This window comes from Streptomyces sp. NPDC051218, assembly GCF_044455475.1.
Lineage (GTDB): Bacteria > Actinomycetota > Actinomycetes > Streptomycetales > Streptomycetaceae > Streptomyces.
The window spans coordinates 248,259-264,646 of sequence record NZ_JBITEU010000011.1 but is presented as its reverse complement, the minus strand read 5'-3'; the positions used below and the strand labels follow the sequence as shown (position 1 = coordinate 264,646).

The window sequence follows — 16,388 nt, the reverse complement described above, 5'->3', positions numbered from 1 at the left end:
ACCATGGCGGACAACGGGATTTCGAGGCGGCGGCTGCTCGGCACGGCCGGCGCCACCGGTCTCGCGCTCGGCGCGGCGGGCGGTGCGGCCGGGTACGCCGCGGCTCCCTCGGACACCCCCGAGAAAGCGGCGTCGCTGGCGTCCCTTGGCGCGGACACGGTCATGTTTCACGGGAAACATCAGCCGGGCATCACCACGCCCGTCCAGTCCCGCGGCCATCTGATCGCCTTCGACCTGACGGCGGGCGCCGGACGCAAGGAAGCGGCCGCCCTGCTGCGCCGCTGGTCGGCGACGGCCGAGCGGCTGATGGCGGGCAAGGCCGCCGCGGGGGAGGACACGGATGTCGCCCGGGACGCGGGGCCCTCGTCCCTGACCGTCACCTTCGGGTTCGGCCACAGCTTTTTCGGGCGGACCGGCCTGGAGAAGCAGCGCCCATCCGCGCTCGACCCGTTGCCGGACTTCTCGTCCGACCACCTCGACAAGGCGAGCAGCGACGGGGACCTGTGGGTGCAGATCGGTGCGAACGACCCGCTCGTCGCCTTCCACGCGCTGCGCGCGCTCCAGAAGGAGGCGGGTGACGCGGCACGGGTGCGCTGGCAGATGAACGGCTTCAACCGCTCGCCCGGCGCGACCGCGCAGCCCATGACGACCCGCAATCTGATGGGCCAGATCGACGGCTCGAACAATCCGAAGCCGTCGGACGACGATTTCGACCGACGGATCTATGTGCCCGCCACCGGGGGCCCGTCGTGGATGGCCGACGGCTCGTACGTCGTCGTACGCCGCATCCGGATGCTCCTCGACGACTGGGAGAAGCTCGGCGTCAAGGACCAGGAGGCGGTCATCGGGCGCCGCAAGGCGGACGGTTCACCGCTGACCGGCGGCACGGAGACCACCGAGCCGAAGCTGGAGAAGGCGGGCGCGGACGGCGAGTACGTCATCGCCCTCAACGCCCATGCCCGCATCACCCGGCCCGACCAGAATGGCGGCTCCGCGATGCTGCGCCGCCCGTTCTCGTACCACGACGGGTTCGACAAGGACGGGGAGCCGGACGCCGGGCTGCTCTTCGTGTGCTGGCAGGCCGACCCGCTGCGCGGCTTCGTACCGGTGCAGCGCAAGCTCGACCGGGGCGACGCGCTGTCGAAGTTCATCCGGCACGAGGCGAGCGGTCTCTTCGCGGTGCCGGGTGGCGCCGCGAAGGGCGAGTACGTGGGGCAGCGGCTGCTGGAGGGGTAGGTCCGAGCGCCGGTCTCGTACGTGCTGTCGTACGGACGTGTCGTACGTACGTGGGGCGGGCGCCGCTTCGTGAGACGCGTGGGCCGGGGTGCGGACAGGCCATTAGGGTGACGGTATGTCGGCGATGCGCTACACCTATCTCGGCCCCGAGGGCACCTTCACCGAGGCCGCCCTCCGCACGCTCCCGGAAGCGGCCACCAGGGAGCTCATCCCGATGGTGTCCGTGCCGGCGGCGCTGGACGCGGTCCGTAACGGCGAGGCGGCGGCCGCGCTGGTGCCGATCGAGAACTCCGTCGAGGGCGGCGTCACCACCACCGTCGACGAGCTCGCCAAGGGCGCGCCGCTGATGATCTACCGCGAGGTCGTCCTGCCGATCGCCTTCGCGCTGCTCGTGCGCCCCGGCACGCAGCTCAAGGACATCAAGACGGTGACCGGCCACCCGGTGGCCCAGCCCCAGGTCCGCAACTGGCTCGCGGCCAATCTCCCCGACGCCCTGTGGGAGTCGGCGGCCTCGAACGCGGACGGCGCGCGCCTCGTCCAGGAGGGACGCTTCGACGCGGCCTTCGCGGGTGAGTTCGCGGCGGCGACGTACGGCCTTGAGCCGCTGGTCAGCGAGATCCACGACGCGGCGACCGCCGAGACGCGCTTCGTCCTGGTCGGCCGCCCCGCCCGCCCGGCGGCGCCGACCGGCGCGGACAAGACCTCGGTCGTCATCTGGCTCGGCGACGACCACCCCGGCGCCCTGCTCGAACTGCTCCAGGAATTCGCCGTACGCGGGGTCAACCTGATGCGCATCGAGTCGCGCCCCACCGGCCAGCGCATCGGCAACTACTGCTTCTCGGTGGACGCCGAGGGCCACATCACCGACCGCCGCGTGGGCGAGGCCCTGATGGGCCTGAAGCGGATCTGCCCTCAGGTGCGCTTCCTCGGGTCGTACCCGCGGGCGGGTGTGGCACCCGCTGACGTCCGGCCGCCGCGGCCCGGGACGACCGATGGCGAGTTCCTGGCGGCATCGGACTGGCTGACCCAGTGCCAGGACGGCCGGTTCTGATCCGACCGCCTCGTCGCGCGAGCGGTCTTACCTGCTGATTTACGTTGTCCACAAAGTTATCCACAGGGGTCGTTCTCGACCTGGGGACAAGTCGACAACGAAGCATGACATGGTCGACAAATCGGCCTACAACCCACAAGTCCGTCCACAGTCGCGCACGTCACCCCTCGTCCACCCTTTTCCATTGATCAACTCTTTGGAGCGAACCATTTCCACTCGAAAGTGGGTGTGAGGGTGGTTTGGGTCGGGAATCCTTCGTCGCGCATGCGGCTTTCGGAACGATCTCTTCCGGCATCCACAGATCTTTCGCACAGCCTGTGGATAACTTTTCGGCAGGGAGCATTCCTGTGGACAACCACCCCTCCAAGTCCCCGCCCCCGCAAGGGGATCGAGTCAAGGAGGCAAGTCCCCTCTGCCCCATTTCGGGGAATGGCGCCCTTTTCATTGACCCGGAAACCGGGAACGCGCGGGCCGTCCGCTTCCCAGAATTCCCATTCCGGCAAACCGGTCATAACGCTACAGACTGGAATATCGAGTCGAGAGCCGGAACCGCTCGACGGTAGCCTGGTGGGGTGATTGACCTTCGCCTGCTCCGTGAGGACCCCGACCGTGTTCGCGCCTCCCAGCGCGCCCGTGGAGAGGACGTCGCGCTCGTCGATGCCCTGCTCTCCGCCGACGAGCGGCGCAGGTCGTCCGGGCTCCGCTTCGACGAGCTCCGTTCCGAGCAGAAGGCGCTCGGCAAGCTCATCCCCAAGGCCTCGGGTGACGAGAAGGCCGACCTCCTGAAGAAGGCCGGTGAGCTCTCCGCCGCCGTCAAGGCGGCCAACGCCGCGCAGGACGAGGCCGACGAGGAGACCAAGCGCCTCCTTGGCCAGCTGGGCAACCTCGTACACCCGGACGTCCCGGTCGGCGGCGAGGAGGACTTCGTCGTCCTCGACACCATCGGCACCCCGCGCGACTTCGCGGCCGAGGGCTTCGAACCCAAGGACCACCTGGAGCTCGGCGAGATGCTCGGCGCCATCGACGTCGAGCGCGGCGCGAAGGTCTCCGGATCGCGCTTCTACTACCTGACCGGTGTCGGCGCGCTGCTCGAACTGGCTCTGGTGAACGCGGCGATCGCGCAGGCCACGGAGGCCGGCTTCATCCCGATGCTGACGCCCGCCCTGGTCCGCCCGCGCGCCATGGAGGGCACGGGCTTCCTCGGCCAGGCCGCCGAGAACGTCTACCACCTGGAGAAGGACGACTACTACCTGGTCGGCACCTCCGAGGTAGCGCTCGCCGGCTACCACATGGACGAGATCATCGACGCCGACAAGCTGCCCCTGCGGTACGCGGGCTTCTCGCCCTGCTTCCGCCGCGAGGCAGGCACGTACGGCAAGGACACCCGCGGCATCTTCCGCGTGCACCAGTTCGACAAGGTCGAGATGTTCTCGTACGTCGACCCGGCGGACGCCGAGAACGAGCACAAGCGGCTCCTGGAGTGGGAGAAGCAGTGGCTGACCGGTCTCGGCCTGCCCTTCCAGGTGATCGACGTGGCCACGGGTGACCTGGGCTCCTCGGCCTCTCGGAAGTTCGACTGCGAGGCGTGGATCCCGACGCAGGGCAAGTACCGCGAGCTGACCTCCGCGTCGAACTGCGACACCTTCCAGTCGCGCCGTCTGTCGATCCGGATGCGCGACGAGAGCGACGGCAAGAAGGTGACGCAGCCGCTCGCGACGCTGAACGGCACGCTCTGCGCCGTCCCGCGCACGATCGTCGCCCTCCTGGAGAACCACCAGCAGGCCGACGGCTCCGTATGGGTGCCCGAGGTCCTGCGTCCGTTCCTGGGGGGACGAGAGATCTTGGAGCCCATCAACAAGTGAGTCACCCTGCTCCTGTCACGCCGTCCTTCCCGTACAAGCTCGTCGCGACCGACCTGGACGGAACGCTGCTGCGCTCCGACGACACGGTCTCGGCGCGTACGCGCGCCGCGCTCACCGCGGCCACCGCGGCGGGCGCCGCGCACATCATCGTCACCGGCCGTGCCGTGCCCTGGACCCGGCACATCCTCGACGACCTGGGCTATGACGGCCTCGCGGTGTGCGGGCAGGGCGCGCAGGTCTACCACGCGGGCGGGCACCGGCTGCTCACCTCGGTCACGCTCGACCGGCAGCTGGCCGGCATCGCCCTCGCCAAGATAGAGGCGGAGATCGGACCGCTGGCGCTTGCCGCGAGCCGTGACGGCCTGGACGGCGAGGTGATCGTGGGCCCTGGGTATGTGGTGCAGGACGGTCCGCTGCCCGCCGTCCCGTTCACCGATGTCGCCGAGCTGTGGGCGGCTCCGCTGAACAAGGTGTACGTCCAGCACCCGGGCCTGAGCGACGACGCGCTGGCCGCGGTGGCGCGTGAGGTGGCCGGCGGCCTGGTCGGCGTGACGATGGCCGGTGAGGGCATCGTGGAGCTTCTCCCCCTCGGCCTCTCCAAGGCGACGGGGCTGTCTCTCGCGGCCCGCCGCCTGGGCGTGAAGGCCGCGGACACGATCGCCTTCGGTGACATGCCCAACGACATCCCGATGTTCGGCTGGGCGGCTCATGGCGTGGCGATGGCCAACGCCCATGACGAACTCAAGACGGTCGCCGACGAGGTGACGACGTCGAACGAGGACGACGGCATCGCGGCGGTGTTGGAAAGGCTGCTCGGCTGACCGTCGTGCCCAGCACCCAGGACAGGGCCTGGCCGACGCACTGAGGCCGGGCACCGAAAGATTCGGCCCCGGCCCAGTGCAACGGGTGGGCGGCCCGCGCAGCGAAGTGCGCGCTCGAAGCGGCCGCCCCGGGCAACTCCCCCGTGGGCGGGGCTCTACGGAGTGAGTAACTACTCCGAAGCCTGCCGCGGGCTGCCCTGCTGGGAACTCGACGGACTACTGCTGGACACGTCGGCTCCTCTCCCAGTAAGCGGGCGCCAAGGTCGTGGCGCGTCGACACAACTACTGTGCCCGCGCCACGACTTGCCCGCCACTGAATTAATCACTCCTCCCCGGCCAGCGTCAGCGACCGCAGCTTCTGTCCGGCATACCAGGTGGCGAGGACCGTGACGGCGACGAGGAGCACCGTGGCGACCGGCAGTCCGACATCCGAGGTGACGAGGTCTCCGCCCGCGGTCTTCTGGGCGACGGCGAGCGACCACTGCTGGACGCTGAGCGTGCGCGCCCCGGAGACCAGCGTCCCGAAGAGGGCCTCCCACACGAGGGCGTAGACGAGTCCGAAGACCACCGCGTGCCGGGTGATGGTGCCGAGCAGCAGGAAGATCGCGGCGTACGCGATGGAGGCGACCAGGGCGGCGATCGTGTACGCCACGGCGATCTGCTGGCCGTTGCCGTTCAGGATCATGCCCGCGATGAAGGTCGGGATCGCGGAGAAGGCCATGGTCACGGCGATGGCGACGGTGAGCTTGGTGATGATGATCGTGGGCCGCTTGACCGGCTTGGAGAGGAGATAGACGACGGAGCCGTCGTCGATCTCCGGGCCGATGGCTCCGGTGCCGGCGATGACGCCGATGATCGGCACCATCGTGGCGAGCGCGAAGCCGCCGAGGAGGTCGGAGGCGACCTGGTCGTCGGCGCCGCTGAATCCGCGGACCGCCGCGGCGATGACGATCAGCAGGACGGGCAGGGCGAAGAGGATCAGTGCCCGGCGGCGGCCGAGCAGGGCCCGGTAGGTGAGCCGGGCGACAGTGGGGTCGTACACGATGGCTCCCTTCAGGCCGCGACGAGATAGGAGAAGACCGACTCGAGGGACTCGTCCGATGGCGAGACCGTGAGCAGTCGGATGTCGTGATCGCGGGCGATGCGTGGCAGCAGGGCGGTGAAGCGCCCGAAGTCGATGGCTTGGATGCGCAGGGCGCCTTCCTTGAGGTCGACTTCGATTCCTGCCGTCGACGGGTCAGCGATCAGGGCGGCGGCCAGGGCGCGGTCGTCGCTGGAACGCACGAGGTAGCGGTGCGGGCGGTCGGTCATCAGGCGGCGGATCTTGCGGAAGTCGCCGCTGGCCGCGTGCCGTCCGGCCACGATCACCTCGATGTGCGAGGCGAGTTGCTCGACCTCTTCGAGGATGTGCGAGGAGAACAGGACCGTGCGGCCCTCGTCCCCCATGCGCCGCAGCAGGTCCATCAGCTGCATGCGCTGGCGGGGATCCATGCCGTTGAACGGCTCGTCGAGCAGGAGCACGGACGGGTCGTGGACGAGGGCGGACGCCATCTTCACGCGCTGGCGCATGCCCTTGCTGTACGTCGAGATCTTGCGGTCCTGCGCGTACTCCATCTCGACCGTGGCGAGGGCCTTGTGCGCCGCCCGCTTGTCCAGGCCGTGCAACTCGGCGTTGGCGACGACGAATTCGCGTCCGGTGAGGAAGTCGTACATCGCCTCGCGCTCGGGGACGATGCCGATGTCCTTGTAGATCTGTTCGTTGCGCCAGATCGGCTTGGCGTCGAGGGTGACGCTGCCGGTGGAGGGGGCGAGGAAACCGCCCATCATGTTGATGAGGGTGGACTTGCCCGCGCCGTTCGGGCCGAGGAGGCCGGTGACGCCGGGCCCTACGTTCATCGTGATGTCGTTGACCGCCACCACGTTGCCGAACCAGCGGGAGGTGTGGTCGATGTTGATCGTGCTCACAGCCCGACCTTTCGGTAGCGGCGCAGCAGCGCGCCGTAGCAGCCCGCGATGAGGGTGAGGACGACGATCACGTAGACCACGCCCGTGCCGGACGAGGGGCCTTCCCCTCCGGGGAAGGCGGAGGTCGCGCCGAGGAAGGCGGACTGAACGCCGTCGATGAGCGTGATCGGCGAGAAGAGGCCGAGCCAGGCGATGGCGTCGGTGCTGCCCTGTTCGTAGGCGATGGCCTGGACCGTGGACACCGCTCCGTAGCTGATGGTCAGGACGGCGATGACGGCGGCGATACCGAAGCCGCGACGGGGTGTGACGGCCGAGACGACGAGGGCGATGCCGGAGAAGAGGAGCGAGAGCAGCGCCACGGAGACGAGGCCCTGGGCGAAGCCCTTGGTCTGGTCCGCGAAGTCGAGCTTGGCGAGCAGCGCCCCTACGTAGAGGACGAGCAGCGGTGCGGCCGTGAGGACGAAGAGGGCCGAGGCCATCGCCGCGAACTTGGCGCGTACGTAGTCACTGTGCTCGATGGGGCGGGAGAAGTAGAGGGGGACGGTCTTGAAGCGCAGGTCGCGCGAGACGGTCTGGGGGGCCTGGGCGGCGAGGTAAAGGCTGATGACGGCCTGCAGCAGGATCGCGTATCGGGTGTATTCGACGGGGAGGTCGTTCGCCTTCGTGGTCACGGCGACCGCCACCATGATCGCGGCGGGGACGCACATCACCGCGAAGAGGATCATGGGGAGCACCTTGGACTTGGCCGAGCGGCCGAGTCCGTACGCCCCGCGCAGGCTCTGTGAGAAGAGCGAGCGGCGGGCATAGGCACGGCCCAGGCGCGGGCCGTCGTAGTTGCGATAGCCGATGTTGTGGATCTGCGTCTGCTCGCCGGCGTGTGCCGGGGGCTGCTCAACCGCCATGGCGGACCGCCTCCTTCCGCGCTTCGTCCCGGCCGGACTGCTCGGGTTGTTCAGGTTGCTCGGACCGGTCGGACTGTTCGGACTGGAAGACCTCGGCGATGTGGTGCCTGCGCTGTTCCATCCGGACCAGGCCGAGGCCGAGGTCCGCGACGAGATCGCGGACCAGGTCGTACGTCTCTTCGCCGACCGCTTCCAGCAGCACGGTGTGTCCCGCGCCGGGCAGGCCGCTTCCCTGGTGGGTGGCGACCCCACGGCCCTGGAGTGCCTCGCGGAAGACCTTGGTGCCATCGGGGTGTTCGTCGGTGTCCGTCACCTCGACCGCCAGCGTCGTCGTGGTCTGCGTGAAGTCGGTGGTGGAGCTGGACCGCAGGAGCTTGCCGCCGTCGATGACGACGACGTGGTCGCAGGTGCGCTCCAGCTCGCCGAGCAGGTGCGAGGTGACCAGGACGGAGATGCCGAAGTCCGTGTGGACGCGGCGGATCAGACCGAGCATCTCGTCGCGGCCCACGGGGTCGAGGCCGTTGGTCGGTTCGTCCAGGAAGACCAGGTCGGGGTCGTGGACGAGGGCCTGCGCGAGCTTCACGCGCTGCTTCATCCCCGTCGAGTAGCCCCCGATGGGGCGGTAGCGCTCCTCGTAAAGACCGACGTGCCGCAGGGTGTCCGCGGTGCGCTCACGGGCGGCCGTGGGCGGCAGGCCCGACATGCGCGCCATGTGGACGACGAACTCGGTGGCCGAGACGTCGGGCGGCAGGCAGTCGTGCTCGGGCATATAGCCGACGCGCTCACGGATCTGGCCGCCACTGGTGGCGACGTCGAGGCCGAGCACGGCGGCGGTGCCCTCCGTGGCGGGGGACAGACCCAGCAGGATCTTGATCAGGGTGGACTTGCCGGCTCCATTGGCTCCGACGAGTCCGGTCACACCGGGCCCGATGTCCATGGAGAGCCGGTCAAGCGCGGTCACCCTCGGGAACCGCTTGCTCAGGCTTTCGGTCGCGATCACAGTCACGATTCGAAGGTAGTGGCGCAGACCACATCAGGCGTCAGACCAGGGTGCTGTCCTTGCCTCACTCTCGGGTATTACGGGCCCGTAGGGGTCGTCCTGAGGTCGCCCCCTGGGGGACAACCCCGAGGTTCCCCCGGACCCGGGCCCGGCTCGTGCACAGCTATTGACGTAGCCGCTGAGCATTGTCACATTCATCAGTGTCAAGTTACGGACGCGTACTGCGATGGACCGGACACGCGTACTGCGATGACGGACACGGACGGACGGTGGCATGACCTCAGCAGTGGCAGGTGAACTCTCCGCGGAACTGCGGGGGTTCAGGGAAGTGCAGACCCTCGCGTATGAATGCGCGGAAGCGGTCGCGGCGCAGCTCAGGCCGGGCGTGACCGAACGCGAGGCGGCTCGGATGCAGCGTGAGTGGCTGCGTGAGCGAGGTGTGCGGGACTGGTTCCACCTGCCCTTCGCCTGGTTCGGGGACCGCACGGCGTTCGTGAACTTCCGGATACCGCTGCAGTTCTTCCCCACCAACCGCCGCCTCGAGCCGGGGATGCCTTTCATCCTCGACATGGCCCCGGTCTACAAGGGATATACGGCGGACATCGGTTACTCGGGCTGCCTCGGCCTCAATCCCGTGCACGACAAGCTCCTCGCCGACCTGGAGGCGCACCGCGAGCTGCTCCTGCGCGAGGTGCGTGAGCGCCGCCCGTTGCGCGAGATCTATGAGGACGTGGACCGGCTCATGGTCCGCCAGGGCTATGCCAACCGCCATCGCGCGTATCCCTTCGGCGTCATCGCGCACAAGGTCGACCGGGTCAAGGAGCGCCGGCTCTCGCCGAACGTCTTCGGCTTCGGCACTCAGTCCTTGAAGGGGCTCGCCAGCGACGCGATCCATGGCCACCGTGACGGCTGGTCGCCGCTCTGGTCGCCGTACAAATTCTCCGACCACCCGCCCCGGAAGGGGCTCTGGGCGGTCGAACCGCACCTCGGGTTCAGGGGTACGGGCGCGAAGTTCGAGGAGATCCTGGTCGTCACCGACTCCAAGGACCCCGAACAGAGCGCGTTCTGGCTCGACGACGATCTGCCGCATGTGCGGCGCTGGGCTGAGGAGAGGGCCGCCGCATGACCACGGGAGGAATCACCACGGGGATCAAGGACGCCCGCGAGCGCTGGGTGCGTACCGGCGGAGTAGAGCTGTGCGTCGCCGAGCTCGGCGACCCCACGCAGCCCACGGTGCTGCTCGTGCACGGCTATCCGGACTCCAAGGAGGTCTGGTCCCAGGTCGCGGAGCGCCTCGCCGACCGCTTCCACGTCGTGCTCTACGACGTGCGTGGTCACGGCAGGTCGACGGCTCCGCAGCCCCTGCGCGGCGGCTTCACGCTGGAGAAGCTGACCGATGACTTCGTGGCCGTCGCGGACGCGGTGAGCCCGGACAGGCCGGTGCATCTGGTCGGGCATGACTGGGGTTCGGTGCAGGCCTGGGAGTTCGTCACGGTCAAGCGCACCGAGGGCCGCATCGCGTCTTTCACGTCGATGTCGGGGCCCTCGCTCGACCACTTCGGGCACTGGATCAAGAAGCGCATGACCCGGCCCACCCCCCGCAAGGTCGGTCAGCTCCTCGGCCAGGGCGCCAAGTCCTGGTACGTGTACATGCTGCACACGCCCATGCTCCCGGAGCTTGCCTGGCGCGGCCCGCTCGGCAAGCGGTGGCCGAAGATCCTGGAGCGCATGGAGAAGGTGCCGGCGGGCGACTATCCGACGTCGTCGCTGCCCTCGGACGCCGCACACGGAGCATGGCTCTACCGCGACAACGTCCGCGCGCGGATGCGCAGGCCCCGCGCCGACGCCTACGCGCACGCCCCTGTGCAGCTCATCACGCCGTCCGGGGACATCTTCCTTTCCGAGCGGCTCTACGACGAACTGGAGCAGTGGGCACCCCAGTTGGTCCGCCGGAGCATCCCGGCCAAGCATTGGGTCCCACGCACGCGGCCCGACCAACTGGCCGCCTGGATCACGGACTTCGTCACCACGAACGAGGACGGCATGCCCGCCAACGACAGTGTGGCCACGGGAAAGCACGCCGACCGCTTCGGGGGCCAGCTGGTCCTTGTCACGGGCGCGGGCAGCGGCATCGGCCGGGCCACCGCCTTCGCGTTCGCCGAGGCGGGCGCCCGCGTCGTGGCTGTCGACCGGGACGCGGAGACCGCGGCCCGCACGGCGGAGATGTCCCGTCTGATCGGCGCCCCCGAGGCATGGGGCGAGACGGTCGACGTCACCGACGAGCAGGCCATGGAGAAGCTCGCCGAGAAGGTCGCCAGGGAGTACGGCATCGTCGACGTCCTGGTGAACAACGCGGGGATCGGCCTCTCCGGTTCGTTCCTCGACACGAGCGCCGAGGACTGGAAGAAGGTTCTCGACGTCAATCTGTGGGGCGTGATCCACGGCTGCCGGCTCTTCGGCAAGCAGATGGCCGAGCGCGGCCAGGGCGGCCACATCGTCAACACCGCGTCCGCGGCGGCGTATCAGCCCTCCAAGGCCCTGCCCGCCTACAGCACCTCCAAGGCGGCGGTCCTGATGCTCAGCGAATGCCTGCGTGCGGAGCTGGCGGGCCAGGGCATCGGGGTCTCCGCGATATGCCCGGGTTTCGTGAACACGAACATCACGGCGACCGCACGCTTCGCCGGCGTCGACGCCGAGGAGGAGAAGCGCCGCCAGAAGAAGTCCTCGCGCCTGTACGGCCTGCGGAACTACCCGCCGGAGAAGGTCGCCGACGCGATCCTGCGCGCGGTCGTGAAGAACCAGGCCGTGGTCCCGGTCACCCCGGAGGCCCGTGGCGCCCACCTCATGTCGCGCTTCACGCCCAAGGCCCTGCGCGCGATAGCCCGACTGGAGCCGCCGCTGTGAGTACGGAGAAGAGCACCGGCACGAACACCGGGGAGCCCGGCCTCGAAGAGCACTACACGATCGTTCCGCGCCGGGTCTCGTTCGACTGGGAGCGGACCCCGCTGCACTGGATACCGGACGAGCCCACCGCCACCCACGTGATCAACGTGCTGCATCTGCTTCTCCCCGCGGGGGAGCGGTGGTTCGTGAAGGTCTTCAAGGAGGGCCTGCCCCTGGTCACCGACCCGGTGCTGCTCAAGGACGTCAAGGGGTTCATGGGCCAGGAGGCCACGCACAGCGTGCAGCACGCGCATGTGCTCGATCACCTGGCCGCGCAGCGGCTCGACACCGCCGCGTTCACCAAGTACGTCGACTTCCTCTTCGAGAAACTCCTCGGCGAGAAGCCGCCGTTGGGTGCTCCGATACCGACGCAGGAGTGGCTGCGTTTCCGCCTCGCCGTCGTCGCGGCGATCGAGCAGTTCACGGCGGTCCTGGGCAACTGGGTGCTGCACGCCGACGGCCTGGATCACGCGGACGCCGACGAGGTCATGCTCGACCTGCTGCGCTGGCACGGCGCGGAGGAGGTCGAGCACCGCTCGGTCGCCTTCGACATGTATCAGCACTGCGGCGGCGACGGCCTGCCCCGCTATGCCCGCCGCATCGCGGGCATGACGGTCACGGCGCCCGTGATGCTGTACCTGTGGGTCTGGGGCACCGCCTATCTGTTGCGTCGTGACCCCCGGCTCGCGGGCCGCCTTCGCTACTCGCTCGGCGAGCACAACAGGGCTGTCAGGAAGGGCCTGCTGCCCCCGTGGCGGGAGCTCGGTGCGGCCATACCCCGCTATCTGCGGCGGTCGTACCATCCCTCGCAGGAAGGCTCGTTGCGCAAGGCCGTCGAATATCTGGCGGAGTCACCCGCGGCACGGGCCGCGGCCGCTGCGGTCGGCCGAGCGGCCATCGCCTAGCACGAGGGTTTTACGGAGGCGGGGAGCGTGGACGAGCAGTCGGAGACCGGGCCTGGACCGGCGGGCCGGCACGGCGCCGGGCCGGAGCCGGTGGATCACCACGGTGTCGGGCACAGACCGGCGGAGTACCGCATCGAAGACCTTGCGCACCTCAGCGGTGCCACGGTCCGTACGATCCGCGCCTACCAGGACCGCGGCCTGCTCCCCCGGCCCGAGCGGCGCGGCCGGGCCAATGTGTACGGCGACGCTCACCTGGCCCGGTTGCGACAGATAGCCGATCTGCTCGACAGGGGGTACACCCTGGCCTCCATCAAGGAGCTGCTCGAAGCCTGGGATGCAGGTCGGGGGCTCGGCGGTGTCCTGGGGCTGGCCGCCGAGGTCGGCGGTCCGTGGACGGACGAGAAGGCCGACCGGATGACCCGGGCGGAGCTGGACGCGGCGTTCGGCGGCGAGCCGGACGAGGCGGCGGTGGCCGACGCGATCGCGCTCGGCGTGCTCGAACCCATGCCGGGCAAGGACGATGAGTTCCTGGTGCCGAGCCCACAAGAACTGGCCGTGGCCGTGGAGTTGCACGCCGCGGGTGTGCCGCTGTCCGCAATCTCGGGTCATCTACGGGAGTTGAGGGGACAGGTCGAGCACATAGCTTCACGCTTCCTGGAGTTCACGACCGAACACGTCTTCGCGCGCTATCTCGGCCAGCACCCGCCGAGTGAGGCGGACGCGGCGGAGGCGGCCGCGCTCGTCCGGCGCCTGCGGCCGCTCGCCCAGCAGTCCGTCGACGCCGAACTGGCCCGTGCGATGCGCCTGTTCGCCACACGGCACCTCCAGCAGCACCTTGCCGCCGGGCAACCCGCTCAACGTGCGTATGAGCCGGTTGCGGTAGGGCTGCCCGCGGCAACAATGCAGGCCGTTGAGGCGCTGGTTGGGCGGGAGAACGCCGCTGCGTTCGTGACTGCGGCTGCTGAACGCGAGGTGCAGAAACGGACATTGGACTCTCTGGCGATAAGTCGCCCTAAACCTGGATCTATTGATCAAATTGAGTGAACTACACGGGTGTTGTCCACAGAATCGCCAATTGGCCTGTGGATAACTGGACTTGGCTGTGGATCAAACCTGTGGACGATAAGTGGTGGATGAAAAGTCGGTGGACGAAAAACAAGTGCGGGGAGAACGAATCGGCGCGAGGCTGAATGGATGAATAGAGAAGCCCCCTCCGACGACGCGGCGGGCGAGCGACGCACCGTCAGGGTGTCGAAATACCTGTCCAAGCACCTGCGCCACCAGCCGGAGAGAATCGGCCTCGCGCTCGACGAGAGCGGCTGGGTGGAGATCGACGCCCTCATCGCGGCAGCGACGGCGCACGGATTCCGCTTCACCCGTGCCGAGCTGGAGCACGTGGTGGCCGTGAACGACAAACAGCGCTTCGCCGTGGACGGCGGCCGGATCCGCGCCAGTCAGGGTCACTCCGTCGACGTCGACCTCAATCTGCCTCCGGCCACCCCGCCCGCGTATCTCTTCCACGGCACGGTGATCCACAACATCGCCGCGATCCGCGCCGAAGGCCTGCGGCCCATGAACCGCCACGCCGTGCACCTCTCGCCCGACCGCGAGACCGCCACCCGCGTCGGCGCCCGCCGCGGACGGCCCGTCGTTCTCTCCGTCGACACGGACGCGATGCACCGCGACGGGCATGTCTTCCAGGTCAGCGCCAACGGCGTCTGGCTCACCGCCGCCGTACCCCCCGCATACCTCCGCTTCCCGACCGGACACTGACCCGGCCGGGGCGAGCTGAAGGAGCGCGGCTTGTCCGGCATACGCTCTGATACATGAGTTTGCGTCTGAGCACCGTGATCCTGCCCGTCCGCCGTTGGCACGAAGGCGGCAAGGAGCGCTGGCAGCGGGCCGAGGAGCTGGGCTTCCACACCGCGTACACCTATGACCACCTCTCCTGGCGGACCTTCCGGGACGGGCCCTGGTTCGGCGCGGTGCCGACCCTGACCGCCGCCGCGGCCGTCACCGACCGGCTGCGCCTGGGCACCCTGGTCACCTCGCCGAACTTCCGGCACCCGGTGACCCTCGCCAAGGACCTGATCACGCTGGACGATGTGTCCGACGGCCGGATCACCCTCGGCATCGGCGCGGGCGGCAACGGCTTCGACGCGACCGCCCTGCTCAAGGCCGGCGAAGAGCCCTGGACTCCGCGCGCACGGGCCGACCACTTCGGCGAGTTCCTGCCGCTGCTCGACCGTCTCCTGACCGAGGACGTCGTCTCGTACGAGGGGGAGTACTACTCGGCATCCGAGGTGCGGAACATTCCGGGCTGCGTCCAGCGCCCCCGGCTGCCCTTCGCGGTCGCCGCCACCGGGCCGCGCGGCCTGAAGCTCGCGGCCCGCCACGGGCAGGCGTGGGTGACCACGGGCGACCCGAAACTCTTCGAGAACGGCACCCCGGAGCAGTCACTTCAAGCCATCCGCGGACAGGCCGAGAAGCTGGCCGCGGCGTGTGACGCGGTCGGCAGGGACGTCGACGAGCTCGACAAGATCCTCCTCACCGGGTTCACCCCGGACCACCCCTTGGACTCCTTCGACGCCTTCGTCGACTTCGCCGGCAACCACGCTGAGCTGGGCTTCAACGAGATCGTGCTGCACTGGCCGCTGCCCGGCACGGATTTCGCGGCCGACGAGAAGGTCTTCGAGCGCATCGCCACCGAGGCCCTGGTCCAGCTGGGAAGCAGCACGGCGGAGGGATAAAGGCACTCAGATGTGCGCCCCAGCGCACGCCCGTGCGCTCATGTGCGGGACAATCGGTGGCGTGACCTCAGCTACCCCACGGCCCAAGACCCCGGCCGCCACCGCCCCCCACCGGCCCAAGGCCCGGCTGATCGCCACGGACCTGGACGGCACCCTCCTGCGTGACGACAAGTCCGTCTCCGACCGCACCGTCGCCGCGCTGGCCGCCGCCGAGCGGGCCGGGATCGAGGTCTTCTTCGTGACCGGCCGCCCGGCCCGCTGGATGGACGTCGTCAGCGCCCACGTGCACGGCCACGGCCTCGCCATCTGCGGCAACGGCGCCGCCGTGGTCGACCTGCACGACGGATCCGGCGGCCATCGCTTCGTGAAGGTGCGGGAGCTGCGCAGCCAGGACGCCCTCGACGTCGTCCGGCTGCTGCGCGCGGCGGCCCCCGGCACGTCCTTCGCGGTCGAGCGGACCGGCGGACTGCACCACGAACCGACATACCCGCCCCTGCACCTGGAACCCGGCGAGAGCGTCGCCCCCGCGGAGAAGCTCCTCGCCGAGGACTCCGAGAACGCGACCCAGCCCATCCTGAAGGTCCTCGCCTTCCACCCCGAGATCGCCCCCGACGACTTCCTCGTCGTGGCCCGCGCGGCCGTGCGCGGCCAGGTCGAGATCACCCGCTCGAGCCCGAGCGCCCTGCTCGAGATCAGCGGTCCGGGAGTCTCCAAGGCCAGCACCCTGGAACTGTGCTGCGCCGAGCGCGGCATCACTCCGGCGGAGGTGGTCGCCTTCGGTGACATGCCGAACGACATCGAGATGCTCACCTGGGCGGGCACGTCCTACGCGATGGGCAACGCGCACCCGGACGTGCTCGCCGCCGCGTCGGGGCACACGGTCGCCAACAACGAGGACGGCGTCGCGGTCGTCATCGAACGCATCCTGAGCCAACAACAGGATCAGTAGCGGC

15 protein-coding genes are annotated in these 16,388 nt (G+C 69.1%); 11 read left to right on the top strand and 4 right to left on the bottom strand.

The annotated features are described in order from the left end of the window. Positions 1 to 3: 3 nt before the first annotated feature. The 4 genes from efeB (at position 4) to ACIBCK_RS31345 (ending at position 4,970) form a co-directional block, all read left to right on the top strand. Complete coding sequence (gene efeB / locus ACIBCK_RS31360; RefSeq protein WP_399395722.1) at positions 4 to 1,236, top strand: iron uptake transporter deferrochelatase/peroxidase subunit; 1,233 nt, start codon at positions 4 to 6, stop codon at positions 1,234 to 1,236. A 115-nt stretch (positions 1,237 to 1,351) separates the two neighbouring features. Then, a complete protein-coding gene (pheA, locus tag ACIBCK_RS31355) occupies positions 1,352 to 2,287 on the top strand; it encodes a prephenate dehydratase (RefSeq protein WP_399395721.1) in 936 nt (311 codons plus the stop codon). A 572-nt stretch (positions 2,288 to 2,859) separates the two neighbouring features. Next, positions 2,860 to 4,149 (top strand): serine--tRNA ligase, encoded by a 1,290-nt coding sequence (gene serS, locus ACIBCK_RS31350; RefSeq protein ID WP_399395719.1) that lies wholly within the window; start codon positions 2,860 to 2,862, stop codon positions 4,147 to 4,149. Beyond that, the gene (locus ACIBCK_RS31345; RefSeq protein ID WP_399395717.1) at positions 4,146 to 4,970 is read left to right on the top strand and encodes an HAD family hydrolase; all 825 of its coding nucleotides are present in this window, start codon (positions 4,146 to 4,148) and stop codon (positions 4,968 to 4,970) included. Before serS ends, ACIBCK_RS31345 begins: the two co-directional genes overlap by 4 nt. A gap of 322 nt (positions 4,971 to 5,292) precedes the next feature. On the opposite strand, the gene ACIBCK_RS31340 is transcribed toward ACIBCK_RS31345, so the two are convergent. Genes ACIBCK_RS31340 through ACIBCK_RS31325 form a run of 4 tightly spaced genes read right to left on the bottom strand, consistent with a single transcriptional unit; the run spans position 5,293 to position 8,837 of the window. Continuing rightward, on the bottom strand, positions 5,293 to 6,012 hold the full coding sequence (locus ACIBCK_RS31340) for an ABC transporter permease (protein WP_399395715.1): 720 nt from the start codon (positions 6,010 to 6,012) through the stop codon (positions 5,293 to 5,295). Between the two features lie 11 nt (positions 6,013 to 6,023). Beyond that, positions 6,024 to 6,935, bottom strand: coding sequence for an ABC transporter ATP-binding protein (locus ACIBCK_RS31335; RefSeq protein ID WP_399395713.1), 912 nt, complete (start codon positions 6,933 to 6,935; stop codon positions 6,024 to 6,026). Then, a complete protein-coding gene (locus ACIBCK_RS31330; RefSeq protein WP_399395711.1) occupies positions 6,932 to 7,837 on the bottom strand; it encodes an ABC transporter permease in 906 nt (301 codons plus the stop codon). The genes ACIBCK_RS31335 and ACIBCK_RS31330 overlap by 4 nt, the downstream gene beginning before the upstream one ends. Next, on the bottom strand, positions 7,827 to 8,837 hold the full coding sequence (locus ACIBCK_RS31325; RefSeq protein ID WP_399395962.1) for an ABC transporter ATP-binding protein: 1,011 nt from the start codon (positions 8,835 to 8,837) through the stop codon (positions 7,827 to 7,829). Before ACIBCK_RS31325 ends, ACIBCK_RS31330 begins: the two co-directional genes overlap by 11 nt. Before the next feature lie 274 nt (positions 8,838 to 9,111). Here ACIBCK_RS31325 and ACIBCK_RS31320 point away from each other — a divergent pair, with 274 nt between their 5' ends. From ACIBCK_RS31320 to ACIBCK_RS31290, 7 genes are all read left to right on the top strand, one after another. After that, on the top strand, positions 9,112 to 9,963 hold the full coding sequence (locus tag ACIBCK_RS31320; protein ID WP_399395709.1) for a M24 family metallopeptidase: 852 nt from the start codon (positions 9,112 to 9,114) through the stop codon (positions 9,961 to 9,963). Then, positions 9,960 to 11,741 (top strand): SDR family oxidoreductase, encoded by a 1,782-nt coding sequence (locus ACIBCK_RS31315; RefSeq protein ID WP_399395707.1) that lies wholly within the window; start codon positions 9,960 to 9,962, stop codon positions 11,739 to 11,741. Before ACIBCK_RS31320 ends, ACIBCK_RS31315 begins: the two co-directional genes overlap by 4 nt. After that, on the top strand, positions 11,738 to 12,685 hold the full coding sequence (locus ACIBCK_RS31310) for a metal-dependent hydrolase (protein WP_399395705.1): 948 nt from the start codon (positions 11,738 to 11,740) through the stop codon (positions 12,683 to 12,685). The genes ACIBCK_RS31315 and ACIBCK_RS31310 overlap by 4 nt, the downstream gene beginning before the upstream one ends. 90 nt (positions 12,686 to 12,775) lie before the next feature. After that, positions 12,776 to 13,729, top strand: coding sequence for a MerR family transcriptional regulator (locus ACIBCK_RS31305; protein ID WP_399395960.1), 954 nt, complete (start codon positions 12,776 to 12,778; stop codon positions 13,727 to 13,729). Positions 13,730 to 13,879: 150 nt separating this feature from the next. Then, a complete protein-coding gene (locus tag ACIBCK_RS31300; RefSeq protein WP_399395703.1) occupies positions 13,880 to 14,458 on the top strand; it encodes an RNA 2'-phosphotransferase in 579 nt (192 codons plus the stop codon). A 53-nt stretch (positions 14,459 to 14,511) separates the two neighbouring features. Further along, entirely contained in the window at positions 14,512 to 15,435 is a 924-nt protein-coding gene (locus ACIBCK_RS31295; RefSeq protein WP_399395701.1) for an LLM class flavin-dependent oxidoreductase, read from the top strand. Positions 15,436 to 15,496: 61 nt separating this feature from the next. Beyond that, the gene (locus ACIBCK_RS31290) at positions 15,497 to 16,384 is read left to right on the top strand and encodes a Cof-type HAD-IIB family hydrolase (protein WP_399395700.1); all 888 of its coding nucleotides are present in this window, start codon (positions 15,497 to 15,499) and stop codon (positions 16,382 to 16,384) included. The last annotated feature ends 4 nt before the right edge of the window (positions 16,385 to 16,388 follow it).